The sequence below is a fragment of the Thioalkalivibrio sp. ALE25 genome (assembly GCF_000377285.1).
GTDB lineage: Bacteria > Pseudomonadota > Gammaproteobacteria > Ectothiorhodospirales > Ectothiorhodospiraceae > Thioalkalivibrio.
In genome coordinates, this window is the sequence record NZ_KB897938.1 from 1 (window position 1) to 25,937 (window position 25,937).

The 25,937-nt window shown below is 65.8% G+C and carries 24 protein-coding genes and 1 tRNA gene; 23 read left to right on the forward strand and 2 right to left on the reverse strand.

Annotated features, from left to right (window positions below):
* On the reverse strand, positions 1-229 hold a 229-nt coding region (locus tag C996_RS0112540; RefSeq protein WP_026279318.1), incomplete at its 3' end, for a transposase.
* Positions 230-719: 490 nt separating this feature from the next.
* On the opposite strand from C996_RS0112540, the gene carA reads away from it, so the two are divergent.
* From carA to greA, 3 genes are read left to right on the forward strand one after another with little or no spacing between them, the layout of a single operon-like run.
* Complete coding sequence (gene carA / locus C996_RS0112545) at positions 720-1,853, forward strand: glutamine-hydrolyzing carbamoyl-phosphate synthase small subunit (RefSeq protein ID WP_018867781.1); 1,134 nt, start codon at positions 720-722, stop codon at positions 1,851-1,853.
* A gap of 49 nt (positions 1,854-1,902) precedes the next feature.
* Positions 1,903-5,136, forward strand: a complete 3,234-nt coding sequence (carB, locus tag C996_RS0112550) for a carbamoyl-phosphate synthase large subunit (protein ID WP_018867782.1) — start codon at positions 1,903-1,905, stop codon at positions 5,134-5,136.
* Entirely contained in the window at positions 5,133-5,612 is a 480-nt protein-coding gene (gene greA, locus C996_RS0112555; protein WP_018867783.1) for a transcription elongation factor GreA, read from the forward strand. Before carB ends, greA begins: the two co-directional genes overlap by 4 nt.
* Positions 5,613-5,630: 18 nt before the next feature.
* Here greA and yhbY read toward each other — a convergent pair whose 3' ends face one another.
* Positions 5,631-5,930 carry a ribosome assembly RNA-binding protein YhbY gene (gene yhbY / locus C996_RS0112560; protein WP_018867784.1) on the reverse strand — a complete coding sequence of 100 codons (300 nt, stop codon included), beginning with the start codon at positions 5,928-5,930 and terminating at the stop codon, positions 5,631-5,633.
* Between the two features lie 68 nt (positions 5,931-5,998).
* On the opposite strand from yhbY, the gene rlmE reads away from it, so the two are divergent.
* From rlmE to C996_RS0112660, 20 genes are all read left to right on the forward strand, one after another.
* Positions 5,999-6,625: a 23S rRNA (uridine(2552)-2'-O)-methyltransferase RlmE gene (rlmE, locus tag C996_RS0112565; RefSeq protein WP_018867785.1), complete on the forward strand. Its 627-nt coding sequence runs from the start codon at positions 5,999-6,001 to the stop codon at positions 6,623-6,625.
* 42 nt (positions 6,626-6,667) lie between these two features.
* Complete coding sequence (gene ftsH / locus C996_RS0112570; protein WP_018867786.1) at positions 6,668-8,632, forward strand: ATP-dependent zinc metalloprotease FtsH; 1,965 nt, start codon at positions 6,668-6,670, stop codon at positions 8,630-8,632.
* 78 nt (positions 8,633-8,710) lie between these two features.
* A complete protein-coding gene (gene folP / locus C996_RS0112575) occupies positions 8,711-9,604 on the forward strand; it encodes a dihydropteroate synthase (protein WP_018867787.1) in 894 nt (297 codons plus the stop codon).
* Positions 9,604-10,944, forward strand: coding sequence for a phosphoglucosamine mutase (gene glmM / locus C996_RS0112580; protein WP_018867788.1), 1,341 nt, complete (start codon positions 9,604-9,606; stop codon positions 10,942-10,944). The genes folP and glmM overlap by 1 nt, the downstream gene beginning before the upstream one ends.
* 179 nt (positions 10,945-11,123) lie before the next feature.
* Positions 11,124-11,891 carry a triose-phosphate isomerase gene (gene tpiA / locus C996_RS0112585; protein ID WP_018867789.1) on the forward strand — a complete coding sequence of 256 codons (768 nt, stop codon included), beginning with the start codon at positions 11,124-11,126 and terminating at the stop codon, positions 11,889-11,891.
* The gene (gene secG / locus C996_RS0112590; protein ID WP_018867790.1) at positions 11,888-12,268 is read left to right on the forward strand and encodes a preprotein translocase subunit SecG; all 381 of its coding nucleotides are present in this window, start codon (positions 11,888-11,890) and stop codon (positions 12,266-12,268) included. Before tpiA ends, secG begins: the two co-directional genes overlap by 4 nt.
* A gap of 22 nt (positions 12,269-12,290) precedes the next feature.
* A tRNA-Leu gene (locus C996_RS0112595) sits at positions 12,291-12,375 on the forward strand.
* A gap of 265 nt (positions 12,376-12,640) precedes the next feature.
* A complete protein-coding gene (locus C996_RS0112600; protein WP_017941353.1) occupies positions 12,641-12,997 on the forward strand; it encodes an NADH-quinone oxidoreductase subunit A in 357 nt (118 codons plus the stop codon).
* Positions 12,988-13,464, forward strand: coding sequence for an NADH-quinone oxidoreductase subunit B family protein (locus tag C996_RS0112605; protein ID WP_012982122.1), 477 nt, complete (start codon positions 12,988-12,990; stop codon positions 13,462-13,464). The genes C996_RS0112600 and C996_RS0112605 overlap by 10 nt, the downstream gene beginning before the upstream one ends.
* 17 nt (positions 13,465-13,481) lie before the next feature.
* Positions 13,482-14,201 (forward strand): NADH-quinone oxidoreductase subunit C, encoded by a 720-nt coding sequence (locus tag C996_RS0112610; protein ID WP_018867791.1) that lies wholly within the window; start codon positions 13,482-13,484, stop codon positions 14,199-14,201.
* Entirely contained in the window at positions 14,194-15,447 is a 1,254-nt protein-coding gene (locus C996_RS0112615; RefSeq protein WP_017941350.1) for an NADH-quinone oxidoreductase subunit D, read from the forward strand. Before C996_RS0112610 ends, C996_RS0112615 begins: the two co-directional genes overlap by 8 nt.
* A complete protein-coding gene (nuoE, locus tag C996_RS0112620; protein WP_018867792.1) occupies positions 15,447-15,977 on the forward strand; it encodes an NAD(P)H-dependent oxidoreductase subunit E in 531 nt (176 codons plus the stop codon). Before C996_RS0112615 ends, nuoE begins: the two co-directional genes overlap by 1 nt.
* Before the next feature lies 1 nt (position 15,978).
* The gene (gene nuoF, locus C996_RS0112625; RefSeq protein ID WP_018867793.1) at positions 15,979-17,259 is read left to right on the forward strand and encodes an NADH-quinone oxidoreductase subunit NuoF; all 1,281 of its coding nucleotides are present in this window, start codon (positions 15,979-15,981) and stop codon (positions 17,257-17,259) included.
* A 33-nt stretch (positions 17,260-17,292) separates the two neighbouring features.
* Entirely contained in the window at positions 17,293-19,692 is a 2,400-nt protein-coding gene (nuoG, locus tag C996_RS0112630; protein ID WP_018867794.1) for an NADH-quinone oxidoreductase subunit NuoG, read from the forward strand.
* Positions 19,693-19,704: 12 nt separating this feature from the next.
* Positions 19,705-20,769 (forward strand): NADH-quinone oxidoreductase subunit NuoH, encoded by a 1,065-nt coding sequence (nuoH, locus tag C996_RS0112635; RefSeq protein ID WP_018867795.1) that lies wholly within the window; start codon positions 19,705-19,707, stop codon positions 20,767-20,769.
* A gap of 10 nt (positions 20,770-20,779) precedes the next feature.
* Positions 20,780-21,268 carry an NADH-quinone oxidoreductase subunit NuoI gene (nuoI, locus tag C996_RS0112640; RefSeq protein ID WP_018141815.1) on the forward strand — a complete coding sequence of 163 codons (489 nt, stop codon included), beginning with the start codon at positions 20,780-20,782 and terminating at the stop codon, positions 21,266-21,268.
* 15 nt (positions 21,269-21,283) lie between these two features.
* A complete protein-coding gene (locus C996_RS0112645; protein WP_018867796.1) occupies positions 21,284-21,940 on the forward strand; it encodes an NADH-quinone oxidoreductase subunit J in 657 nt (218 codons plus the stop codon).
* Positions 21,941-22,039: 99 nt separating this feature from the next.
* The gene (gene nuoK / locus C996_RS0112650; RefSeq protein WP_018141813.1) at positions 22,040-22,345 is read left to right on the forward strand and encodes an NADH-quinone oxidoreductase subunit NuoK; all 306 of its coding nucleotides are present in this window, start codon (positions 22,040-22,042) and stop codon (positions 22,343-22,345) included.
* A 6-nt stretch (positions 22,346-22,351) separates the two neighbouring features.
* Positions 22,352-24,361, forward strand: coding sequence for an NADH-quinone oxidoreductase subunit L (nuoL, locus tag C996_RS0112655; RefSeq protein WP_018867797.1), 2,010 nt, complete (start codon positions 22,352-22,354; stop codon positions 24,359-24,361).
* 52 nt (positions 24,362-24,413) lie between these two features.
* Positions 24,414-25,928 carry an NADH-quinone oxidoreductase subunit M gene (locus C996_RS0112660; protein ID WP_018867798.1) on the forward strand — a complete coding sequence of 505 codons (1,515 nt, stop codon included), beginning with the start codon at positions 24,414-24,416 and terminating at the stop codon, positions 25,926-25,928.
* Positions 25,929-25,937 lie beyond the last annotated feature (9 nt).

The following is a 25,937-nucleotide window of genomic DNA, read 5'->3' on the forward strand; positions in this document are numbered from 1 at the left end:
GCTCCAGCGCCTTCAGGCGTGCCCGTTCGTTATCCGACAACGCCGAGGCATCGTCCCGCTCGCGCTCCGCGCGGCGGACCCACAGCCGCAGCGTCTCGCCCGTGCAGCCAATCTTCGGTGCAATCGACTGGATCGCCGCATGCTGCGACGAATACTCCTCCTGGTGTTCCCACACCAACCGCACCGCCCGTTCCCGGACCTCCGGGCTATACCGTGTCGTCTCACTCATCGCTCTATCCTCCCAAGGATCAGAGCCTCCGGAAAAGTCGGTACGGTTCACTTTCTTGGGCAAGCAAGAAAGGACCTCGGGGCGCGCTGGCGAGTCAGCGCCAGGCAGTATGCGGACCGAAGGCACCGTAAACACCGGATGCTGAACCAGGACCAGCCACCACGAGGCAGGCGGCGGACCGAAGGCAGGTGAAACACCAGGCGACGAACGGGGGCCAGCCATCAACGGCATAGAATGAGGGATCGCCGGGCTGGAGCGGAGAGGCGGATGACGTCGCAAGCGGGCATCTCGTTGGACGCCGCGCGCGGCGCTCGCGTACACTTGAAGGCGTATCCGTACCCGTCCCGCGAGCACCGAACCGTTGTCCAGAACAGGGTCCCGTCCCTGTTGAAACGGTGCGGGCGAGGCCGGGTCAAAGACCCGAATCGATCGCAGTACCGCCGCCGGCGAACCGCCTGGCGGCCCCGACCCAGACCATCCGGAGGTCCCCGTGTCCGCGCCCGCTCTGCTCGTCCTGGAAGATGGCACTGTGTTTCATGGTCAGGCGATTGGCGCCCAGGGCCAGACGGTTGGCGAGGTGGTGTTCAACACCGCGATGACCGGTTATCAGGAGATCCTGACGGATCCCTCCTACCACCGGCAGATGGTCACGCTGACCTATCCGCATATCGGCAACACCGGCACCAACCCGGAGGACGATGAATCCGCCCGCGCCCATGCGGCCGGGCTGATCATCCGCGACCTGCCGCCGCTGGTGTCCAACTGGCGCTCGCGCGAATCCTTGCCGGACTACCTGCTGCGTCACGGCATCGTGGCGATAAGCGGGATCGATACCCGCAAGCTGACCCGGATCCTGCGCGAGAAGGGCGCGCTGAACGGGTGCATCCAGGCCGGCGAGGTGGACGAGGCCGCGGCCCTGGAAGCGGCGCGCGAGTTCCCCGGTATCAAGGGGATGGATCTGGCGCGCGAGGTCACCACGCGCAACCGCTATGAGTGGCTGGAAGGGACCTGGCAGCTGGGCGAGGAGCCGGCGCGGGTCGACCCCGAGAATGCCGAATATCATGTGGTGGCCTACGACTTCGGCATGAAGCAGAACATCCTGCGCATGCTGGCGGATCGTGGCTGCCGGGTGACCGTGGTCCCGGCCGAGACGCCGGTGGACGAGGTGATGGAGCTCAAGCCGGACGGCGTGTTCCTGTCCAATGGCCCGGGCGACCCGGAGCCCTGCACCTACGCGATCGATGCGATCCGCGACATCTGCGAGCGCAAGCTGCCGCTGTTCGGTATCTGCCTCGGGCACCAACTGCTGGGCATTGCCAGCGGCGGCAAGAGCGTGAAGATGAAGTTCGGCCATCACGGGGCGAACCACCCGATCCGCCACGAGGAAAGCGGGCGGGTGATGATCTCGTCGCAGAATCACGGCTTTGCGATCGACGAGGACAACCTGCCCGATACGCTGACGCCGACTTACCGGTCGCTGTTCGACGGCACGCTGCAGGGGATCGCCCGCACCGACTGCCCGGCCTTCAGCCTGCAGGGACACCCCGAAGCCAGCCCGGGCCCCCACGACGTGTCCCCGGCGTTCGACGACTTCGTCGAGATGATGCGCGCCGCGCGTCGCTAAAGCTCCTCCTCCCGAATTTCCGATATCGACAGCCTGCGAGAGCCGTCACATGCCCAAGCGTACCGACATCCAGAGCATCCTGATCCTCGGGGCCGGCCCGATCGTGATCGGTCAGGCCTGCGAGTTCGACTACTCCGGCGCCCAGGCCTGCAAGGCCCTGCGCGAGGAGGGTTACCGGGTGATCCTGGTGAACTCCAATCCGGCGACCATCATGACCGATCCGGAGATGGCGGATGCCACCTACATCGAGCCGGTGGAGTGGGAGACGGTCGCCAAGATCATCGAGAAGGAGCGCCCGGATGCGGTGCTGCCGACCATGGGCGGTCAGACCGCGCTGAACTGCGCGCTGGACCTTTCGCGGGAAGGCGTGCTCGAGAAGTTTGGGGTGGAGATGATCGGCGCCAACGAGGCGGCGATCGACATGGCCGAGGACCGCGACCACTTCAAGGCGGCCATGGCCGATATCGGTCTGGACACCCCGACCGCGATGCTCGCGCACTCCTGGGAGGAGGCGCAGGAGATCCAGCCGCAGATCGGCTTCCCGGTAATCATCCGCCCGTCGTTCACCCTCGGCGGCTCGGGCGGCGGTATCGCCTACAACCGCGAGGAGTTCGAGTACATCGTCAAGAACGGGCTCGATCTCTCCCCGGTGAACCAGGTGCTGCTGGAGGAATCGGCGCTGGGCTGGAAGGAGTTCGAGATGGAGGTGGTCCGCGACAAGGCGGACAACTGCATCATCATCTGTTCCATCGAGAACCTGGACCCGATGGGCATCCACACCGGGGACTCGATCACTGTGGCCCCGGCGCAGACCCTGACCGACAAGGAATACCAGATCATGCGCGACGCCTCGCTGGCGGTGCTGCGCAAGATCGGCGTGGAAACCGGCGGCTCCAACGTGCAGTTCGCGATCAACCCCGAGAACGGGCGCATGATCGTGATCGAGATGAACCCGCGGGTGTCGCGTTCCTCCGCGCTGGCCTCCAAGGCGACCGGCTTCCCGATCGCCAAGGTCGCGGCCAAGCTGGCGGTGGGCTACACCCTCGACGAGCTGAAAAACGAGATCACCGGCGGGCTGACCCCGGCCTCGTTCGAGCCGTCTATCGACTACGTGGTCACCAAGATCCCGCGCTTCACCTTCGAGAAATTCCCGCAGGCCGAGGCGCGGCTGACCACGCAGATGAAGGCGGTGGGCGAGGCGATGGCCATCGGCCGCACCTTCCAGGAGTCGTTCCAGAAGGCGCTGCGTTCGATGGAGACCGGCATGGACGGTCTCGACGAGCGCATTGACCTGGATGCCGACGACGTGGTCGATCAGCTGCGCACCCGGCTCGCCAACCCCAGCCCGGAGCAGGTGCTGTACGTGGCCGACGCCTTCCGCGCCGGCTTCTCGATCCAGGACATCTTCGACCTGACCGCGATCGACCCCTGGTTCCTGGCCCAGATCCAGGAACTGGTGGACGTCGAGAAGGGCCTGCGCGACCGCATCCTGGGCGACATCAAGGCCGAGGAGATGTACCGCCTGAAGCAGCGCGGCTTCTCCGACCTGCGCCTGGCGACGATCCTCAACGAGACGGAAAAGGCCGTGCGCAAGCACCGCCACGGCCTGGGCGTGCGCCCGGTGTACAAGCGGGTGGATACCTGCGCGGCCGAGTTCGCGACCACCACCGCCTATATGTACTCATCGTACGAAGAGGAGAACGAGGCGGAACCGACCGACAAACAGAAGATCATGGTCCTGGGCGGCGGGCCGAACCGTATTGGCCAGGGCATCGAGTTCGACTACTGCTGTGTGCACGCGGCGCTGGCGATGCGCGAGGATGGCTACGAGACCATCATGGTCAACTGCAACCCGGAGACCGTCTCCACCGACTATGACACCTCGGATCGGCTGTACTTCGAGCCGCTGACCCTGGAGGACGTGCTGGAGGTCGTGGCGACCGAGAACCCGGCCGGCGTGATCGTGCAGTACGGCGGGCAGACCCCGCTGAAGCTGGCGCGGGATCTCGAGGCGGCCGGGGTGCCGATTATCGGCACCAGCCCGGACTCGATCGACCTGGCCGAGGACCGCGAACGCTTCCAGGCCCTGCTGAACAAGCTGGGACTCAAGCAGCCGCCGAACCGCACCGCGCGCAGCGAGGAAGAGGCGGAGAAGCTGGCCGACGAGATCGGCTACCCACTGGTGGTGCGTCCGTCCTACGTGCTCGGTGGCCGCGCGATGGAGATCGTGCGCGACCGCGAGGACCTGCGCAGCTACATGCAGAACGCGGTGTCCGTCTCCAACGATGCCCCGGTGCTGCTGGATCGTTTCCTGGATGACGCGATCGAGGTCGATGTCGATGCCATCTCGGATGGCGAGAACGTGATCATCGGCGGGATCATGGAACACATTGAGCAGGCCGGCGTGCACTCGGGCGACTCGGCCTGTTCGCTGCCGCCGTTCTCGCTGTCGATGGCGCTACAGGACGAGATGGTCGAGCAGGTGCGCAAGATGGCGCTGGGGCTCAAGGTCGTCGGCCTGATGAACACCCAGTTCGCGATCAAGGGCGACGATATCTACGTGCTGGAGGTCAATCCGCGCGCCTCGCGCACCGTGCCGTATGTCTCCAAGAGCGTCGGCCGGCCGCTGGCCAAGATTGCCGCCCGCTGCATGGCCGGGCAGACCCTGCCCGAGCAGGGCGTGGGCGATGCGGTCTACCCCGATTACTACTCGGTAAAGGAATCGGTGTTCCCGTTCGCCAAGTTCCAGGGCGTGGACCCGATCCTGGGGCCGGAGATGAAGTCCACCGGCGAGGTGATGGGGGTCGGTCGCAGCTTCGCCGAGGCCTTCGCCAAGAGCCAGCTGGGGGCGGGCGTGCTGCTGCCGTCCACCGGCAAGGCCTTCGTGTCCGTGCGCGAGATCGACAAGCCGCTGGTGGGTGAAGTCGCGCGCCGCCTGGTCGAGCTGGGTTTCGAGGTTCTGGCCACCCGGGGCACGGCGAACGTGCTGGAGGAGGCCGGGATCGCGGTGACCCGCGTGAACAAGGTCACCGAGGGTCGTCCGCATATCGTGGACATGATCAAGAACGACGAGATCAGCTTCATCATCAACACCGTGGAGGGCAAGCAGTCGACCTCCGACTCCTACACCATCCGCCGCGAGGCGCTGATGCACAAGGTGGGCTATACCACCACCATTGCTGGGGCCAAGGCCACCGTGCAGGCCCTGGATCATCTGGGGGCGAACGACGTCTTCCGGCTGCAGGACCTCCACCAGGAAAATCTCGGAGGGAAAAGCGCATGAACAAGACGCCCTTGACCGTGACTGGCGCGGAAAAGATGAAGGAAGAGCTGAAGAAGCTGAAGGGCGAGGACCGCCCGCGCGTGGTCAACGCGATCTCCGAGGCGCGCGAGCATGGTGACCTCAAGGAGAACGCCGAGTATCACGCCGCGCGCGAGCAGCAGAGCTTCATCGAGGGCCGCATCCGAGAGCTGGAGGCGAAGCTCTCCAATGCCCAAATCATCGACGTCACGGCCCTGCCGCAGACCGGCAAGGTCGTGTTCGGCACCACGGTGGTGCTGGAGGCGACCGAGGACGGGCGCCAGGTGACCTACAAGATCGTGGGCGAGGACGAGGCCGACATCAAGAACAACATGATCTCGGTGTCTTCCCCAATCGCGCGGGCGCTGATCGGTAAGGAAGAGGGCGATGTGGTCACCGTGCAGGCCCCGGGCGGGGAGACGGAGTACGAGATCCTGGAGGTCCGCTACGTCAACTGACGCCGCCGTATCCGGCTGTCAGGCCGGGTCCAGCGAGACCTTCGGGTCCTCCGGGTTGCGCCGGAACAGGGTGGCGACATGACCGATGCGCTGAATCCGCTCGGCGCCGGTGCGCTCGCACAGTTCCTCGACGGCCCCGTTGCGGGCCTCGCGATCCCCGATATTCACCTTGATCTTGACCAGTTCGTGGTGGGTGAGCGCCAGTTCCAGTTCCGCCAGCACCGCGTCGGTCAGCCCGTTGCGGCCAATGGTCACGACGGGTTTGCGGGGATGGGCGAGGCTGCGCAGGTGGCGGCGTTGCGCGTCGGTCAGATTCACGGGAGGCCGTTTTTCGGTGTTGGAAAGCCAAAATTGTAGCACGCCGAGTGCCGGCGCAAGGATCGGGCATGCCCAAGCGTAGCCGCTCCAGCCAGCGCTGGCTGAAGGAACATTTCGATGACCCCTACGTCCAGCGGGCCCAGCAGGAGGGCTACCGCGGGCGCGCGGTCTACAAGCTGCAGGAGCTCGACGAGCGCGACCGGCTGCTGAAGCCCGGGATGCGCGTGGTGGACCTGGGTGCGGCGCCGGGCGGCTGGACCCAGTACGCCGCGCAGAAAATCGGGCGCAAAGGGGTCCTGGTCGCGACCGATATCCTGCCCATGGATCCCGTGCCGGGCGCGGAGATCGTGACCGGCGACTTCCGCGAGGACGCCGTGCTGGATGCGATCCTGAGCGCGCTCGGGGACGAGCCGGCCGACCTTGTGCTTTCCGATATGGCCCCCAACCTGACCGGTACGGATGCCGTGGATCAGCCGCGTTCCATCCATCTGTGTGAACTGGCGCTGGAGTTGGCCACCCAGATTCTGAACCCCCGGGGGGCTTTTCTGGTCAAGCTGTTTCAGGGCGAAGGTTCCGATGCCTACCTGGCCGAGGTGCGCCGCCGGTTTCGCTCGGTCAAGGTGCGCAAACCGAAGGCCTCGCGGCCTCGGTCACGGGAAGTGTATGTATTGGCACGCGAGCCCCGGGATGTGTAAAGCTGCCTGCAACTGACGATTGATGTTTTTCGAGGTGTCGTTTTGAACGGTCTGGCCAAGAACCTGATCATCTGGGCGGTGATTGCCGTCGTCCTGATGTCTGTCTTCAACAACTTCGGCCCACAGCAGCAGACGCAGGATGTGCGGAGCATTACCTACTCCGAGTTCATCCGCGATGTGCAGGGCGGTCGCGTGGATAACGTGACCATCAAGGGCGAGAAGATCGAGGGCACCACGCTGGAAGGCCAGCGATTCACCACGGTGAATCCGAACGACCCGGGCCTGATCGGCGACCTGCTGCAGAACAATGTGGAGGTCAATGCCCACGAGGAGGCCGAGCGTTCCCTGCTGATGAGCATCCTGATCAGCTGGTTCCCGATCCTGCTGCTGATCGCCGTGTGGATCTACTTCATGCGCCAGATGCAGGGCGGTGGCGCCGGCGGCAAGGGCGCGATGTCCTTCGGCAAGTCCAAGGCCAAGCTGATGTCGGAGGACCAGGTCAAGGTCGGCTTCGGTGACGTGGCCGGCTGCGACGAGGCCAAGGAAGAGGTCACCGAACTGGTGGACTTCCTGCGCGACCCGTCCAAGTTCCAGAAACTCGGCGGCCAGATCCCGCGCGGGGTGCTGATGGTGGGCTCTCCGGGTACCGGCAAGACGCTGCTGGCCAAGGCCATCGCCGGCGAGGCCAAGGTGCCGTTCTTCAGCATCTCCGGTTCCGACTTCGTCGAGATGTTCGTCGGCGTGGGCGCCTCGCGCGTGCGCGACATGTTCTCCGAGGCCAAGAAGCACGCTCCCTGCATTATCTTCATCGACGAGATCGATGCGGTCGGTCGCCAGCGCGGCGCCGGCATGGGCGGTGGTCACGACGAGCGCGAGCAGACGCTGAACCAGCTGCTGGTCGAGATGGACGGCTTCGAGGGCACCGAGGGGGTCATCGTGATCGCCGCGACCAACCGCCCGGACGTGCTGGACCCGGCGCTGCTGCGCCCGGGCCGCTTCGACCGCCAGGTGGTGGTGCCGCCGCCGGACGTGCGCGGCCGCGAGCAGATCCTCAAGGTCCACATGAAGAAGACCCCGATCGCGGAGGATGTGCGCCCGGACCTGATTGCCCGCGGTACGCCGGGCTTCTCCGGGGCGGATCTGGCCAACCTGGTCAACGAGGCGGCGTTGTTCGCGGCCCGGGCCAACAAGCGCCTGGTGGATATGTCCGACTTCGAGCGCGCCAAGGACAAGATCATGATGGGTGCCGAGCGCAAGTCCATGGTGATGTCCGAGGACGAGAAGAAGCTGACCGCCTATCACGAGGCCGGGCATGCGATCGTCGGCCTGACGGTGCCGGAGCATGACCCGGTGTACAAGGTCAGCATCATCCCGCGCGGGCGCGCCCTCGGGGTGACCATGTTCCTGCCGGAGGAAGACCGCTACAGCCACTCGAAGACGCGTCTGGAAAGCCAGCTGGCGAGCCTGTTCGGCGGGCGGCTGGCGGAAGAGATCATCTTCGGCCACGACAAGGTGACCACCGGGGCCTCCAACGACATCGAGCGTGCCACCCAGATCGCGCGCAATATGGTCACCAAGTGGGGCCTGTCGGACAAGCTGGGCCCGCTGGACTACGGCGAGGAAGAGGGGCATCCCTTCCTGGGCGGGCAGATGGGCAAGTCCAAGCCGATGTCCGACGAGACCGCGCGCGAGATCGACGCCGAGGTGCGCCAGATCATCGACACGAATTACCAGCACGCGAAGCAGATCCTGGTGGACAACATCGACAAGCTGCATGCGATGGCCCAGGCACTAGTGAAGTACGAGACCATCGACGACAAGCAGATCGAGGACATCATGGCCGGGCGCGAACCCCGCGAACCCGCCGACTGGGACAGCGGCGGCGGCCCCGGCGGTACCGCGCAGGCCGGCGAGGAGTCCGACGCCAGTGGCTCGGGTGACGGCTCCGAAGGTCGCGATGACGACGACAACAAGGGTGTTGTAGGCGGGCCCGCGCCGCAGTCCTGAGCGGGGCCCCCGCCGACGCGTCGAACCCAGGCCGCCAGGCCCTTTCCTGGCGGCCTTTTTCGTTGGTAGCAAAGGAGAATGATCGTGCCGACCGATGCACCCGTGCTGCAATGCGGAGCGCGCCGCCTGGACCTGGGGCGGCCACGCATCATGGGTATCCTCAATGTGACCCCGGACTCGTTCTCCGATGGCGGGCAATATGCCCGGGTCGAAGAGGCCCTGGCGCGCGCCCGCGCCATGGTCGCGGAGGGGGCGGATCTCCTCGATGTGGGGGGTGAGTCCACGCGTCCCGGCGCGGAGCCGGTACCACTGGAGGAGGAGCGCCGCCGGGTGCTGCCGGTGATCGAGGCGCTGCACGCGGAAATCGGTGTGCCGCTGTCCGTGGATACGATGAAGCCGGCGTTGATGCGCGAGGCGGTCGCGGCCGGCGCCGGGTTGCTCAACGACGTCAACGGCTTCCGAGCCGAGGGGGCCCTGGAGGCGGCGGTCGAGGCGGCGCGCGAGGATGGCGTGGCGCTTTGCGCGATGCATATGCAGGGCGAGCCGCAGTCGATGCAGCGTGCGCCGCATTATGACGACGTGGTGACCGAGATCGCGGCCTTTCTGGACCAGCGGGTGCGCGAATTGCGGGCCGCCGGCGTGCCGCGAGGCCAGATCCTGCTGGACCCGGGGTTCGGCTTTGGCAAGACCCTGGCGCACAACGTCGCCCTGTTTCGTGGCCTGCCGCATCTGGCCGGGGCCGGCCTGCCGTTGCTGGTCGGCGTTTCGCGCAAATCGATGATCGGCCAGTTGCTGGGGGATCGCCCGGTCGCCGAGCGGGACCCGGGGAGTGCCGTGGCGGCGATGCTGGCGGCGCAGGCCGGGGCGCGTGTCCTGCGTGTGCACAACGTCTCGGCGACCCGCGACGCGCTGGCGCTATACTCGGAGTTGCGGCCGGATGGCGGCGAAGAGCAGGACAATCGAGGGAACTGATGGGCAAGTATTTCGGGACGGACGGGATTCGCGGGCGCACCGGCGAGTGGCCCATGACGCCGGAGTTTGCGCTGCGGTTGGGGTATGCCGTGGGCGAGGTGCTGGGCGAGAACGGCCAGCGCCAGGGCCCGGTGCTGGTGGGCAAGGACACGCGGGTGTCCGGCTACATGTTCGAGTCGGCGCTGGAGGCCGGGCTGTCGGCCGCCGGGCTGGATGTCGCGCTGCTGGGGCCGATGCCCACGCCCGCGATCGCCTACCTGACCCATACCTTCCGTGCGACCGCGGGCATCGTGATCAGTGCCTCGCACAACCCGTTCCACGACAACGGGTTCAAGTTCTTCACGCCCGAGGGCGACAAGCTGCCGGATGCGACCGAGGCCGCGATCGAGGCGCGCCTGGATCAGCCGGCGCAGCCGATCGACGCGGCGCGACTGGGCAAGGCCGTGCGCATCAGCGATGCGGCCGGGCGCTATGTGGAGTTCTGCAAGAGCGCCATCCCGGCGCGCTCCGAGTTGCGCGGCATGAAGGTGGTGATCGACTGCGCCCATGGGGCCACCTACAACGTCTCCCCGCATGTATTCGAGGAGCTGGGCGCCCGTGTCGAGATCCTTGGCGCGAGTCCTGACGGCTACAACATCAACGAGGGCGTGGGCGCCCTGTACCCCGAGAAGGTGGCGGCGCAGGTGCGCGCCAGCGGGGCGGACCTCGGGATTGCCCTGGACGGCGATGGTGACCGCGTGATCCTGGCCGATGCCGATGGCACGGTCGTGGACGGCGATCAGATCCTCGGCATCCTGGCGCTGGCGCGGCAGCAGAGCGGGGGCTTCGATGGTGGGGTGGTCGGGACGCTGATGACCAACCTCGGCCTGGAGCAGGCCCTGAATGGCGCCGGCATCCCGTTCGTGCGCGCGAAGGTCGGGGATCGCTACGTGCTGGAGGAGCTCCGGCGTCGCGACTGGACCCTGGGTGGCGAGGGGTCGGGCCACATCGTCTGCCTCGAGCACACCACGACCGGTGATGGCACGGTCGCGGCGCTGCAGGTCGCCCACCTGATGCATCGCACCGGCCAGCCGCTGTCGGCGCTGGCCGGTGCGATCCCCAAGCTCCCGCAGTGCCTGATCAATGTGCCCGTCAGCGGTGCCGCTTCGGGCTGCCTGGAGGCCGAGCCGGTACGCGCGGAGGTTGCCGCGGTCGAGGGCCAGCTGGGCCAGCGCGGCCGAGTGCTGCTGCGTCCCTCGGGTACCGAACCGCTGGTGCGGGTGATGGTCGAGGGCGAGGACGCGAACGAGACCCGCTCGGCCGCTGAGCGCATCGCCGACAGTATCCGCGCGGCGATCTGACGCCCTCGGCGCCCGCGGGCGGCTCTCCCTGCGTCACCCCGCGCCGGGCGCCGCCGGCGTGGCGCGTGCCGGCTTGGTTGATTTGCTCCCGGTGCGCCGGTAACATCCCGCCGCTCTAATCATCATGATCGGACCCCGTCTATCCATGGGGTGCGTCCGACCGCAGGAGGAAGATCCGCATGCGCACGCCGCTGGTCGCCGGAAACTGGAAGATGAACGGTTCGCGGGACGCGAACCGCGCGCTCCTGAGCGCCCTGAAGGGCAGCCTGGGCGATATCCGGGGCGTGGACGTGGCGGTGTGTCCGCCCGCGGTCTACCTCGCCGAAATCGCCGACGACCTCTCGGGCGGCCCCATTGCGGTGGGTGCCCAGGATTGCTCGGACCAAGAGAAGGGCGCCTACACCGGCGAACTGGCCGGCGCCATGCTGGCCGAGGTCGGCTGCCGTTACGTGATCGTCGGGCACTCCGAGCGCCGTGAGCGGCAGAACGAGGACAGTGCCTGGGTGGCCGCGAAATTCGTTGCGGCCCAGGCGGCCGGCCTGATTCCGATCCTGTGTGTCGGCGAGCAGAAGGACGACCGCGAGGGTGGCCGTACCGAGAGCGTCGTGGCCGAGCAGCTGGATGCGGTGCTGGGCGCGGCCGGGGTCGAGGCCTTCGCCAGTGCCGTGGTGGCCTACGAGCCGGTCTGGGCGATCGGCACCGGGCTGACCGCCACGCCGGAACAGGCCCAGGAGGTGCATGCCTTCATCCGTAATCGCGTCGCCGGCCGCGACCCGCGCATCGCCGCGGAGCTGCGCATTCTCTACGGCGGCAGCATGAAGGCCGACAATGCATCCGGGCTGCTGGCGCTGGAGGATATCGACGGCGGTCTCATCGGCGGCGCCTCGCTGGATGCCGACGGGTTCACCGCCATCGTCCGTGCCGCGGGCGAGCGAGTCGCAGCATGATTTACGGCCTGCTCCTGGTTGTCCAGGTCGCGGTCTCGATCGGCCTGATCGCGCTGATCCTGATGCAGCACGGCAAAGGGGCCGATGCCGGCGCCGCCTTCGGCAGCGGGGCTTCGGCAACGGTGTTCGGGGCGGCCGGTTCGGCCAACTTTCTGAGCCGTTCGACCGCGTTTCTGGCGGTGGTGTTCTTCCTGAACAGCCTGACACTGGCCTATCTGGCCGCCTCCAGCCCGGAGGCCGAGAGCCTGCTGGACCAGATGGAGGCCATGGAAGAGGAAGGTGACGGTCCGCCGGATCTTCCGCGCGAGGTGGTCCCGGGGCAGGAGCCCGCGGGCGATACCCCGCAATCCGGCCGGCCGGCCGACGTGCCCGACTGATCCCGGGTACCTGTACCAAACGGCAGATGTGGTGGAATTGGTAGACACGCTATCTTGAGGGGGTAGTGGCGCAAGCCGTGTGGGTTCGAGTCCCACCATCTGCACCAAATTCTGGATGGCCCGGGTTGCTCTCTGTTCCTGAGTGCCCGGGCCAAATAACAATAAAATCAGCGTCTTATAAAATTACGAATACTTGACACCGTTTTTGGGCATCACCTAGACTCCGTGCCCGGTGTGCGGTCCTGTCTCGTCTCCACGAGGGCGGTCCGTACCCGCGCTTTCAACCAGCAACGCTGAACGGCTCGCCGGCGCGCCCGATCCACGCGACGCCTCGCGAACCTGCCCGCCAGAGGCGGCGTACGGGAGAGAGAAATGCTGGAAGGTTATCTACCCATCCTGCTGTTCATCGCAGTGGGCATCGTGATCGGGATCGTACCGCTGATCGTCGGTATGGCGGTGGGTCCGCGCAAGCCGGACGCCGCCAAGAACTCGCCCTACGAGTGCGGCTTCGAGGCCTTCGAGGACTCGCGGCTCAAGTTTGATGTGCGCTTCTACCTGGTGGCGATCCTGTTCATCATCTTCGATCTGGAGATCGCCTTCCTGTTTCCGTGGGCAGTGTCGCTAGACACCATTGGCCTGTTCGGGCTTCTTGCGATGGCGCTGTTTCTCGTCATTCTGGTGGTCGGTTTCATTTACGAGTGGAAGAAGGGGGCGCTGGAATGGGAATAGAAGGCGTTCTTGAAAAGGGCTTCGTCACGACCTCGGCGGACAAGCTCATCAACTGGGCCCGTACCGGCTCCCTGTGGCCGATGACCTTCGGCCTGGCGTGCTGCGCGGTGGAGATGATGCACGCCGGCGCGGCGCGCTATGACCTCGACCGCTTCGGGATTATCTTCCGGCCCAGTCCGCGCCAGTCGGACGTGATGATCGTCGCCGGCACCCTGGTCAACAAGATGGCCCCGGCCCTGCGCAAGGTCTACGACCAGATGCCCGAGCCACGCTGGGTGATCTCCATGGGCTCCTGTGCCAACGGGGGCGGGTACTACCACTACTCCTACGCCGTCGTGCGCGGCTGCGACCGCATCGTGCCGGTGGATGTCTACGTGCCGGGTTGCCCGCCGACGGCCGAGGCGCTGCTCTACGGCATCATCCAGCTGCAGAACAAGATCCGGCGCACGAACACCATCGCGCGCTGACGCACCCGGGGTTTCCGATGGCTGAACAAGACAACTGGATCGACGCCCTGCGGGCGGAACTGGGCGATGCCCTGGAAAGCCTGCACGAGGCGAACGACGAGATCACCGTCGATATCACGCCCGGGTCCTGGCGCGAGGCGGGCGAGAAGCTTCGTGATGCGCTGGGTTTCGAGATCCTGATCGACCTGTGCGGGGTGGATTACCTCGAATACGGCCAGGACGAGTGGGGTACCGATTCCGCCACCAATACGGGCTTCTCCCGGGGAGTCGAGGCTGCGACCTCGGGTCGCTTCACCTTCGATGACGCGCCGGAAGATTCCAACTGGGACGGGCCGCGCTTCACCGTGGTGGCCCACCTCCTGTCGGTGGCGCACAACCGCCGCGTCCGCATGCGGGCCTGGCTGGACGATGAGGAATTTCCCGAGATCGAGTCGCTGGTGGAGGTCTGGGCCTCGGCCAACTGGTTCGAGCGCGAGGCCTTCGATCTGTTCGGCATCCTGTTCTCCGGGCACCCGGACCTGCGCCGCATCCTCACCGACTACGGCTTTGTCGGCCACCCGTTCCGCAAGGACTTCCCGCTGATCGGCCACGTCGAGATGCGTTACGACGCCGAACAGGCGCGCGTGGTGTACCAGCCAGTGACCATCGAACCCCGCGTGCTGGTGCCCAAGGTGATCCGCGACGACCATCGCTATAGCGAGGGCGAGAAGCCGGGCGAAGGAGCCGAGAATGCCTGAGATTCGCAACTTCACCCTGAACTTCGGGCCGCAGCATCCGTCCGCCCACGGCGTGCTGCGTCTGGTGCTGGAGATGGACGGCGAGGTCGTGCAGCGCGCCGACCCGCATATCGGTCTGCTCCATCGCGGCACCGAGAAGCTCGCCGAGAGCAAGCCCTACAACCAGTCCATCGGCTATATGGACCGTCTCGACTACGTGTCGATGATGGCCAACGAGCACGGCTACGTGCTGGCGATGGAGAAGCTGCTGGGCATCGAGGCCCCACTGCGGGCGCAGTACATCCGGGTAATGTTCGACGAGATCACCCGCATCCTGAATCACCTGATGTGGCTGGGTGCGCATGCGCTGGATATCGGCGCGATGGCGGTGTTCCTGTATGCCTTCCGCGAGCGCGAGGACCTGATGGACTGCTACGAGGCGGTCTCGGGTGCGCGCATGCACGCGACCTATTACCGTCCGGGCGGCGTCGCGCGCGACCTGCCGGGCACGATGCCCAAGTATCAGCCGTCCTCCTGGAAATCCCAGGAAGTGGTGGATGACCTGAATAAAATCCGCCAGGGCTCGCTGCTGGACTTCATCGAGGCTTTCACCGAGCGCTTCCCCGGCTGCGTGGACGAATACGAGACCCTGCTGACCGACAACCGGATCTGGAAGCAGCGCACCGTGGGCATCGGCGTGGTCGATCCCGACCGTGCCAAGCAGCTGGGCTTTACCGGTCCGATGCTGCGCGGCTCCGGGATCGAGTGGGACCTGCGCAAGAAGCAGCCCTACGAGGTCTATGACCGCCTCGATTTCGATATCCCGGTGGGCGTCAACGGCGACTGCTACGACCGCTATCTGGTGCGCATCGAGGAGATGCGCCAGTCCAACCGCATCATCCGTCAGTGCGTGGACTGGCTGCGCCAGAACCCGGGCCCGGTGCTGCTGGAGGATCACAAGATCACCCCGCCGAAGCGCGAGGAGATGAAGGCCGACATGGAGGCCCTGATCCACCACTTCAAGCTGTTCACCGAGGGCATGTGCCTGCCGGAAGGCGAGGCCTACGCCGCGGTGGAGCATCCGAAGGGCGAGTTCGGGGTGTATCTGGTCTCCGATGGTTCCAACAAGCCCTATCGCCTGAAGGTTCGCCCGCCGGGCTTTGTGCACCTGTCCGCGCTGGACGAGATGGCGCGCGGCCACATGCTGGCCGATGTGGTCGCCATTATCGGGACCCAGGACATCGTATTCGGGGAGATCGACCGCTGATGGCTGCCGAACAGAAAACCGTCGCCTTCCACAAGCCCGCCGGCAAGAAGGTGGAGCTCAGCGACCACGAGCGCGAAGAGATCGACGCCTGGCTGGCGCGCTATCCCGAGGATCAGAAGCGCTCCGCGGTGCTGGGCGCCCTGCGCGCGGTACAGCACGAGGACGGCTATCTCTCCACCGCGAAGATGGACGCCGTGGCCGACTACCTGGGCCTGCCGGCGATCGCGGTCTACGAGGTGGGCTCGTTCTACTCGATGTACGAGCTGGAGCCGGTCGGCAAGCACACCATCATGGTGTGCAACAACATCTCCTGCATGCTGCGCGGCTCGGAACAGATCATCGAGCACCTGGAGAACCGGCTCGGCATCAAGCTCGGCGAGAGCACGCCGGATGGCAAGTTCTACCTGAAGATGGAAGAGGAGTGCCTGGCGGCCTGCTGCGGCGCCCCGATGATGCAGGTGGACCACAAGTACTACGAGAATCTCACGCCTGAAAAGGTCGACGAGATCCTCGACGGTCTGGAGAAGTAGCATGGCCAACCAGATCTGCTTTGCGACCCGCTACCTGGACGATCCGGCCTCGCTCGAGACCTACAAGAGCGTCGGCGGCTATCAGGCGCTGGAGAAGGTCTACAAGGGCAAGATGGCCCCCGAGGACGTGATCGAGGAGGTCAAGACCTCCAACCTGCGCGGCCGCGGCGGGGCGGGCTTCCCGACCGGGCTCAAGTGGTCGTTCATGCCGCGCAATACCCCCGGGCAGAAGTACATCGTGTGCAACTCGGACGAGTCCGAACCGGGCACCTGCAAGGACCGCGAGATCCTGATGTACAACCCGCATGCCCTGATCGAGGGCATGGCGATCGCCGGCTACGCGATTGGCGCGACCGTGGGCTACAACTACATGCGCGGCGAGTTCATGGACGAGGTGAACACGCGCTTCACCGCGGCGCTGAAAGAGGCCTACGAGGCCGGCTATCTGGGCAAGGACATCTTCGGGTCCGGGGTCGACTTCGATCTCCACCCGTCGCTGGGCGCGGGCGCCTACATCTGTGGCGAGGAGACGGCCCTGCTGGAGTCGCTGGAGGGCAAGAAGGGCCAGCCGCGCTTCAAGCCGCCGTTCCCGGCCAACTTCGGTCTGTACGGCAAGCCGACCACGATCAACAACACCGAGTCGCTGGCGTCCATCCCGTCCATCATTCGGAATGGTGGCCAGTGGTTCGCGGATCTCGGCGTGCCCAAGTCGGGTGGCGAGAAGCTGTTCTCCGTCTCCGGGCATGTGAACAAGCCGGGCAACTACGAGATCCCGCTGGGCACGCCGTTCAAGGATCTCCTCGAGATGGCCGGCGGGGTGCTGAACGGCCGCAAGCTGAAGGCGGTGATCCCGGGCGGCTCCTCGGTGCCGGTGGTCCCGGGCGACGTGATGCTGCAGGCCAACATGGACTTCGACTCCATCGCCCATGCCGGCTCCATGCTGGGTTCCGGCGCGGTGATCGTGATGGACGAGACCGCCGACATGGTCAAGGCCCTGCAGCGCATCTCGCGTTTCTACTTCTCCGAGTCCTGCGGCCAGTGCACGCCCTGCCGCGAGGGGACCGGCTGGCTCTACCGCATGCTGACCCGCATCGTGGAAGGCCAGGGCCGTCCCGAGGACCTGGAACGCCTGGACGACGTGGCGAGCAAGATCGAGGGGCACACCATCTGCGCCCTGGGTGACGCCGCGGCCATGCCAGTGCGCAGCTTCGTCAAGCACTTCCGCCACGAATTCGAATACTACATCCAGCACGGCCGGAGCCCGGTGGCAGACGCCGCCTGACGCTCTACCGCGCCATCGCATCAGGAATCGAGCATGAGTCAGGATCAGAAACAGGATCTGGTCAGCATCGAGATTGACGGCCGTACGGTGGAGGCGCCCAAGGGCGCCATGCTCATCGACGTCGCCGATGATGCCGATATCCGCATCCCGCGCTTCTGCTATCACAAGAAGTTGTCGGTGGCGGCCAACTGCCGCATGTGCCTGGTGGAGGTGGAGAAGGCGCCGAAGCCGCTGCCGGCCTGTGCGACGCCCGTGATGGACGGGATGAAGGTGTACACCCAGTCCCCGCTGGCGCTGCGCGCGCAGAAGGGGACCATGGAGTTCCTGCTGATCAACCACCCGCTGGATTGCCCGATCTGCGATCAGGGCGGCGAGTGCGAGCTACAGGACGTGGCCATGGGCTACGGCGAGAGCGTGTCCACCTACACCGAGGCCAAGCGCGTGGTGAAGGACAAGGACATCGGTCCGCTGATCGAGACCGAGATGACCCGCTGCATCCACTGCACCCGCTGTGTGCGCTTCGGCGAGGAGATCGCCGGGGTGCGCGAGCTGGGGGCGACCGGGCGCGGCGAGCACATGCGCATCGGCACCTACGTCGAGAAGACCGTCGCCCACGAGCTGTCGGGCAACGTGATCGACCTGTGCCCGGTGGGCGCGCTGACCGCCAAGCCGTCGCGCTATGGCGCGCGTGCCTGGGAATATGCCCAGGCCGCCACCATTGCCCCGCACGATGCCGTGGGCTCCAACCTGTTTTTGCATACCGATGACGGCCGCGCGATGCGCGTGGTCCCGCGGGAGAACGAGGCCGTCAACGAGACCTGGATCTCCGACCGCGACCGTTTCAGCTACACGGGCCTGTACGCCGAGGATCGCCTGACCCGTCCGCGCATCAAGGTCGATGGCCAGTGGCAGGAGGTCTCCTGGGAGACCGCGCTGAGCTATGCGGTCGAGGGCCTCAAAGAGGTCGCTCCGGAGCGCATCGGCGCCCTGTTGTCGCCTTCGCTCTCGCTGGAGGAGCACTATCTCGCGCAGAAGGTGCTGCGCGGCATGGGTGTGACCGATATCGATCACCGCGTGAACCAGCGCGATTTCCGCGACGAGGCCGCAGCGCCGCTGTTCCCCTATCTGGGTGCCGCGATCGGCGATCTGGAAAACGCCGATGGCGTCCTGCTGGTCGGCAGCAACCCGCGTCGCGAGCAGCCGCTGATTGCGCACCGCCTGCGCAAGGCCGCCTCGCGTGGTGCCCGGGTCAGCCTGATCAACGACATGCTGCTGGATCTGACCTATCCAGTGCAGGCCCAGCTGGTCGGTGACGCGCACGACCAGGTGCTGGCGCTGGCCGGGGTCGCCGGACAGATCGCCGCGGCCGGCAAGGCGCTGCCGAAGAAGCTGGAAAAGGTCGTCAAGGCGGCCGAGACCGACGACCCCGCCACGCGCGAGGCCTTCGAACGCGCCGCGCGGGCCCTGCTGGACGCGAAGCAGGGTCACGTCCTGCTCGGGGCTGCCGCGATGCAGGGGCCGGCCTTCTCCACGTTGCGGGCCCTGGCCGGCTGGATCGCCAAGCATACCGGGGCGAGCCTGGGCTACCTCCCGCAGGGCGCCAATGCCGGGGGCGCGTGGCTCGCGGGTGTACTGCCGCATCGCGGTCCGGCCGGCCGCGAGCTGGAGACTGCCGGCGCCGATGCCGCCGCGATGCTGGAACAGGGCCGCGACGCCTTCGTGATCGCCGGGCTCGAGCCGGGGCGTGACGGCGCCGACCCGGTGGCCTTCCGCGCGGCCCTGCAACAGGCCGGGCTGGTCGTCGCGCTGACCAGTTTCGCGAACGAGGACCTCGAGGCGGTCGCCGATGTTCTGCTGCCGATCGCCACCAGCTTCGAGCACTCCGGGACCTTCGTGAACGCCGAGGGTCGCTGGCAGAGCTTCCGCGCCGCCGCGCGCACGCCGGATGACGCGCGCCCCGGGTGGAAGGTGTGGCGTGTGCTGGGCAATCTGATGGAGCAGGCCGGCTTCGATTATCTCGACTCGCCTGCCGTGCGGGACGAGCTGAAGGGGCAGCTGGCCGATGCCAGCTTCGACACGGGCGTCAACCTGAACAAGGTGCATGTGGAGCTGCCCGAGGCCGGCAGCGGCGAGGGCCTTCTGCGCGTGCAGGCGGCCGCTCTCTACAGCGGCGATCCGCTGCTGCGCCGCGCCGAGCCGTTGCAGGCCAGCCCCGAGGGGCAACTGGCGGAGAGCGTGCTGGTGCACCCCGACTCCGCCGGCGGGCATGACCACGGCAGTCGCGTGCGGCTGCGTCAGGGCAAGGCCGAGACGGAACTGACCCTGTTGCTGGACGATTCGGTACCGCCGGGCCTGGCCGTGACCTTCGCGGGCTCCGCGGCGATGGGGGCCCTCGGCCTGCCGAACACCACGGTCGCGCTGGCGCGGGCCTGAGGGACTTAAGACATGTTCGACTGGATGATGAACCTCTTCTACAGCCTGCCAACCGTGATGCAGATCCTGATCGGCATTCAGTTGATCGTGATCCCGCTGATGCTGGCCGTGGCCTACACCACCTTTGCCGAGCGCAAGGTGATCGGCTACGCCCACGTGCGGGTGGGCCCGAACCGGGTCGGCCCGCGGGGCTGGCTGCAGCCGATCGCGGATGCGCTGAAGCTGCTGACCAAGGAGGTCATCCTCCCGACCAACGCCAACCGCTTTCTGTTCCTAAGCGCGCCGGTACTGACGATCGCCCCGGCCCTGGCCGCCTGGGCGGTGGTGCCGTTCTTCGAGGGCGGGGCGCTGGCGGATGTGAATGCCGGACTCCTGTACCTGCTGGCGCTGACCTCGCTGGGTGTGTACGGCATCATCATCGCCGGCTGGGCCTCGAACTCGAAATACGCGCTGCTGGGTTCGCTGCGTTCGGCCGCGCAGCTGGTGTCCTACGAGATCGCGATGGGCTTTGCCCTGGTCGGGGTGCTGATGGCCGCCGGTACCCTGAACGTGGGCGGGATTATCGAGGCGCAGTCGGGGAGCATGTACCACTGGTTCCTGCTCCCGCTGCTGCCGATGTTCTTCGTGTATTTCATCTCCGGGATCGCGGAGACCAACCGCGCCCCGTTCGACGTCGCGGAAGGCGAGTCCGAGATCGTCGCGGGTTTCCATGTGGAATACTCGGGCATGGCGTTCGCGGTGTTCTTCCTCGCGGAATATGCCAACATGATCCTGATCTCGGCGCTGACCGCGATCCTGTTCCTCGGCGGCTGGCTGTCGCCGTTCCAGGGGATCCTGCCGGCGGCCGCCTTCGATCTGCCGGTGATCGGTTCGTTGCTGGATCACGGGATCCACTGGTTCCTGTTCAAGACCGCGATCTTCCTGTTCGCCTTCCTGTGGTTCCGCGCCACCTTCCCGCGCTATCGCTATGACCAGATTATGCGCCTGGGCTGGAAGGTCCTGATCCCGGTGACCATCGTCTGGTTGTTCGTCGAGGGCGTGCTGGTCGCCTTCAACGTCGGCCCGTGGTTCGCGTGAGGAGTTCGAGATGAAAGCCGTGCGCCGTTTCTTCAAGAGTTTCCTGTTCTTCGAGCTGCTGCTGGGGCTGCGCCTGACCGGGCGCTACCTGCTGAGTCGCAAGTTCACCGTGCAGTACCCGGACGAGAAGACTCCGATGTCGCCGCGTTTCCGGGGCCTGCATGCCCTGCGCCGCTACCCCAATGGGGAAGAGCGCTGCATCGCCTGCAAGCTGTGCGAGGCGGTCTGCCCGGCGCTGGCGATCACCATCGATTCCGAGGAGCGCGCCGACGGCACGCGCCGCACCACGCGCTATGACATCGACCTGTTCAAGTGCATCTTCTGCGGCTTCTGCGAGGAGGCCTGCCCGGTGGATTCCATCGTCGAGACGCACATCTTCGAGTACCACTTCGAGAACCGGGGCGAGCAGATCATGACCAAGGACAAGCTCCTGGCCATTGGTGATCGCTTCGAAAAAGAGATCGCGCAGGCGCGCGCGGTCGATGCCCCCTACCGGTAACGCAGGGAACGCCTCATGACCTTCGAGCTCGTCCTTTTCTATCTGTTCGGCGCGATCCTGCTGGGCGGCGCGCTGGCCATGATCAGTGTGCGCAACCCGGTACATGCGGCGCTGTTCCTGGTGCTGTGTTTCGTGGCGGCCGCCGCCCTGTGGTTGCTGGCGGAGGCCGAGTTCCTCGGTATCGTGCTGGTGCTGGTGTACGTCGGCGCGGTGATGGTGCTGTTCCTGTTCGTGGTGATGATGCTGGACATCAACCTGGCCAAGCTGCGCGAGGGCTTCACCGAGTACCTGCCGGTGGGCATCGTGGTCGCGCTGGCCATGGCCACCGTGCTGGTGCTGGTGATCACCCGCTACATCACCATGGACGTCCCGGAACGCGCCGGGCCCGAGTACGCCAATACCGAGGCCCTGGGCGCGATCCTGTACACCGAATACGTGTATCCGTTCGAGATTGCCGCGGTGATCCTGCTGGTCGCGATCATCGCCGCGATCTCGCTGACCATGCGCAAGCGTCCGGACAACAAGTCCATCGATCCGGGCAAGCAGATGGCGGTCTCGCGCGAGGGTCGCGTGCGCATGGTCACCATGGCGTCGGAGAAGAAGAAGGCCCCGCGCCGGGGTGGGCAGGGGTCCGGGGCCGACGCGCCGGGCGGCAAGGACGAATCCAAGTAGGCAAACCGAGTGCAATCCCAATCGGGGATCCCGGCCGCGCGCGGCGGGACCCGGACACCGGGGGCGGACGCCGCCCCCGAAAGAACTCAGGGCTAGAACATGATTACGCTAGAGCACTACCTGGTGCTGGCCGCGCTTTTGTTTTCCATCAGCGTGGCCGGGATCTTCCTGAATCGGAAAAACGTGATCGTGCTGTTGATGTGCATCGAGCTGATGATGCTCGCGGTCAACATCAACTTCATCGCCTTCTCGTTCTTCCTGCAGGACCTCGCGGGCCAGGTGTTCGTGTTCTTCATCCTGACCGTCGCCGCGGCCGAGGCGGCCATCGGCCTCGCCATCCTGGTGTTGCTGTTCCGTAACCGCGGAACCATCAACGTCCAGGACATGGACGCAATGAAGGGATAACGGGCCATGGATACGATCTATCTGCTTATCGTTCTGGCGCCGCTGTTCGGCGCGATCGCCGCCGGACTTTTCGGCCGCCAGATCGGGCGTACCGGCGCGCACAGCGTCACCATCCTGGGGGTGGCGATCTCGTTCATCCTGTCCGTGGTGGTGTTCTGGGCCCACGTGTTCGGGGATGCCGGGGTCTACAACGAGACCGTCTACACCTGGATGGTCTCCGACGGCATCCAGTTCGAGGTCGGGTTCCTGGTCGACAACCTGACCGCGATGATGATGCTGGTGGTCACCTTCGTCTCGCTGATGGTGCACATCTACACCATCGGCTACATGCAGGACGACCCGGGTTACCAGCGCTTCTTCGCCTACATCTCGCTGTTCACCTTCTCCATGCTGATGCTGGTGATGGCGAACAACTTCATGCAGCTGTTCTTCGGCTGGGAGGCTGTGGGTCTGGTCTCCTACCTGCTGATCGGCTTCTGGTACAAGCGCCCGACCGCGATCTACGCCAACATGAAGGCGTTCATCGTGAACCGGGTGGGGGACTTCGGGTTCCTGATCGGGATCGCCGCCCTGGTGTTCTACGCCGGCAGCCTGAACTACACCGAGGTGTTTGCCGAAGCCGAGTCGATGCGGGATGCGACCATCACCATCTGGCCGGGCTGGACCTTCGGTCTGCTGGACCTGGCGCTGATCTTCCTGTTCATCGGTGCGATGGGTAAGTCCGCCCAGGTGCCACTGCACGTCTGGCTTCCGGACTCCATGGAGGGCCCGACCCCGATCTCCGCGCTGATCCACGCGGCGACCATGGTGACCGCGGGTATCTTCATGGTGGCGCGCATGTCGCCCCTGTACGAGTTCTCCGTTCCGGCGCTGTCGTTCATCCTGATCATCGGGGCGATCACCGCGTTCTTCATGGGCCTGATCGGGCTCGTGCAGAACGACATCAAGCGCGTGGTCGCGTATTCGACGCTGTCGCAGCTCGGCTACATGACCGTGGCGCTGGGGGCCTCGGCCTACGCCGCCGGGTTGTTCCACCTGATGACGCACGCCTTCTTCAAGGCGCTGCTGTTCCTGGCCGCGGGCTCGGTGATCATCGCGATGCACCACCTGCAGGACATGCGTGCGATGGGCGGGCTGCGCCGGCACATGCCGGTCACCTACGTGACCGCGCTGATCGGTTCGCTGGCGCTGATCGGGTTCCCGTTTTTCTCCGGCTTCTTCTCCAAGGACGCGATCATCGAGGCGGTCGGGTACTCGCAGATCCCGGGGGCGACGTTCGCCTACTGGCTGGTCCTGGCCGGGGTGTTCGTGACCGCGCTGTACACCTTCCGCATGTTCTTCATGGTGTTCCATGGCGAAGAGCGCTATGACCAGGCGCACAAGTACATGCCTGACCATGGCGATGACCACGACGACGAACATGGTGACGATCATCACCACGGACCGCTGCAGCCGAAGGAATCGCCGTGGGTGGTGACCGTTCCGCTGGTGCTGCTGGCGATCCCGTCGGTGGTGGCCGGCTACTTCATCGGCCCGATGCTGTTCGGCGACTTCTTCGCCGACAGCCTGTTCGTGCTGCCGGAGCAGGACGTGCTGGCGACCAAGGGCGAGACCTACACCGGGGTGATCGGCTTCGTCCTGCACGGCCTGATGCTGCCCGCGTTCTGGCTGGCGATGGCCGGCCTGGCGACGGCCTGGTACCTGTACATGAAGCGGCCCGAGCTGCCGGGCGTGATCGCCGAACGGCTGAAGCTGGGCGTGCGCATCCTCGAGGACAAGTATGGCTTCGACCGCTTCAATGACTGGTTCTTCGCGGGCGGGACTGTTCGCCTGGGCCGCGCGCTGTGGCGCTACGGGGACGCGCTGATCATCGACGGGCTGCTGGTCAACGGGACCGCGCGCTCGGTCGGCTGGATCGCCGCGCGCATTCGCCACATGCAGTCCGGCTTCCTCTACCACTATGCGTTCGTGATGATCATCGGCCTGCTGGTCCTGATGTTCGCCTACGTGATCTGAGCGGCTTCGACACCCATGCGCTCGAAGCCCATCGCTGTTTCAAGGAACGACCATGTTTGCTGACTGGCCTATCTTGAGTCTGTTGATCTGGCTGCCGATTCTCGGCGGCTTCCTGGTGCTTGCCGCCGGGCGCGACGCGCCCCATGTCGCGCGGCGGCTCGGGCTCGCGGTGGCCGTGGCGACCTTTGTGGCCAGTCTGCCGCTGTGGTTCGCGTTCGAGCGTGGCACCGCCGAGATGCAGTTCCAGGAGCTGGCCTCGTGGATTCCCGCGTTCAATGTGAACTACCACCTGGGTGTGGACGGGATCTCCATGCCGCTGATCCTGCTGACCACGCTGATCACCGTGGTGGTCGTGGTGGCGGCCTGGGAATCGGTGAAGGACCGCATCGCCTACTACATGGCCGCGATGCTGGTGATGGAAGGCCTGATGATCGGCATGTTTGCGGCGATGGACGCGGTGCTGTTCTACGTGTTCTTCGAGGCGATGCTGATCCCGATGTTCCTGGTGATCGGGATCTGGGGCGGGCCGCGGCGCGTCTATGCGACGCTGAAGTTCTTCCTCTACACCTTCCTCGGCTCGGTGTTCATGCTGGTCGCGCTGATCTGGATGTACATCCAGTCCGGCAGCTTCCTGATCCAGGACTTCCATGCCCTGCAAATCGGCATGACCGCGCAGATCCTGATCTTCCTCGCCTTCTTCATGGCGTTCGCGGTGAAGATCCCGATGTTCCCGGTACATACCTGGCTGCCGGATGCGCACGTGGAGGCGCCCACCGGCGGCTCGGTGATCCTGGCCGCGATCATGCTGAAGATCGGGGGCTACGGCTTCCTGCGCTTCTCGCTGCCGATTACCCCGGATGCCAGCGCGGTGCTGGATACGCTGATGATCGTGCTGTCGCTGATCGCGATCGTCTACATCGGGGTGGTCGCCCTGATCCAGAGCGACATGAAGAAGCTGATCGCCTATTCGTCGATCGCGCACATGGGTTTTGTGACCCTGGGCTTCTTCCTCGCCTTCTACATCTACTCCAACACCGGTGACTGGGAAGGGGCCTCGCTTGGTATTGCCGGCGGCATGGTGCAGATGATCTCGCACGGCTTCATCTCGGCGGCGATGTTCCTCGCGGTTGGCGTGCTGTACGACCGCCTGCACAGCCGGCAGATCGCCGACTACGGTGGCGTGGTGAACACCATGCCGTGGTTCGCCGCGTTCTTCGTGCTGTTCGCGATGGCCAACACCGGGTTGCCGGGCACCTCCGGCTTCGTCGGCGAGTTCATGGTCATCCTGGCCGCGTTCAAGGCGGACTTCTGGATCGCCTTCCTCGCCGCGACCACGCTGATCCTGGCCGCGGGCTACACCCTGTGGCTGGTCAAGCGCGTGATCTTCGGCGCGGTGGCCAATGACAACGTGGCCGGCCTGTCCGACATGAACCGCCGCGAGTTCTTCCTGATGGGCGTGCTGGCCTTCTTCACCCTGCTGCTGGGTGTGTGGCCGGCGCCGCTGCTGGATGTGATGAACGCGACCATCGACCACCTCGTGGCGCATATCGCGCAGTCGAAGCTCTGAAGGGACGCC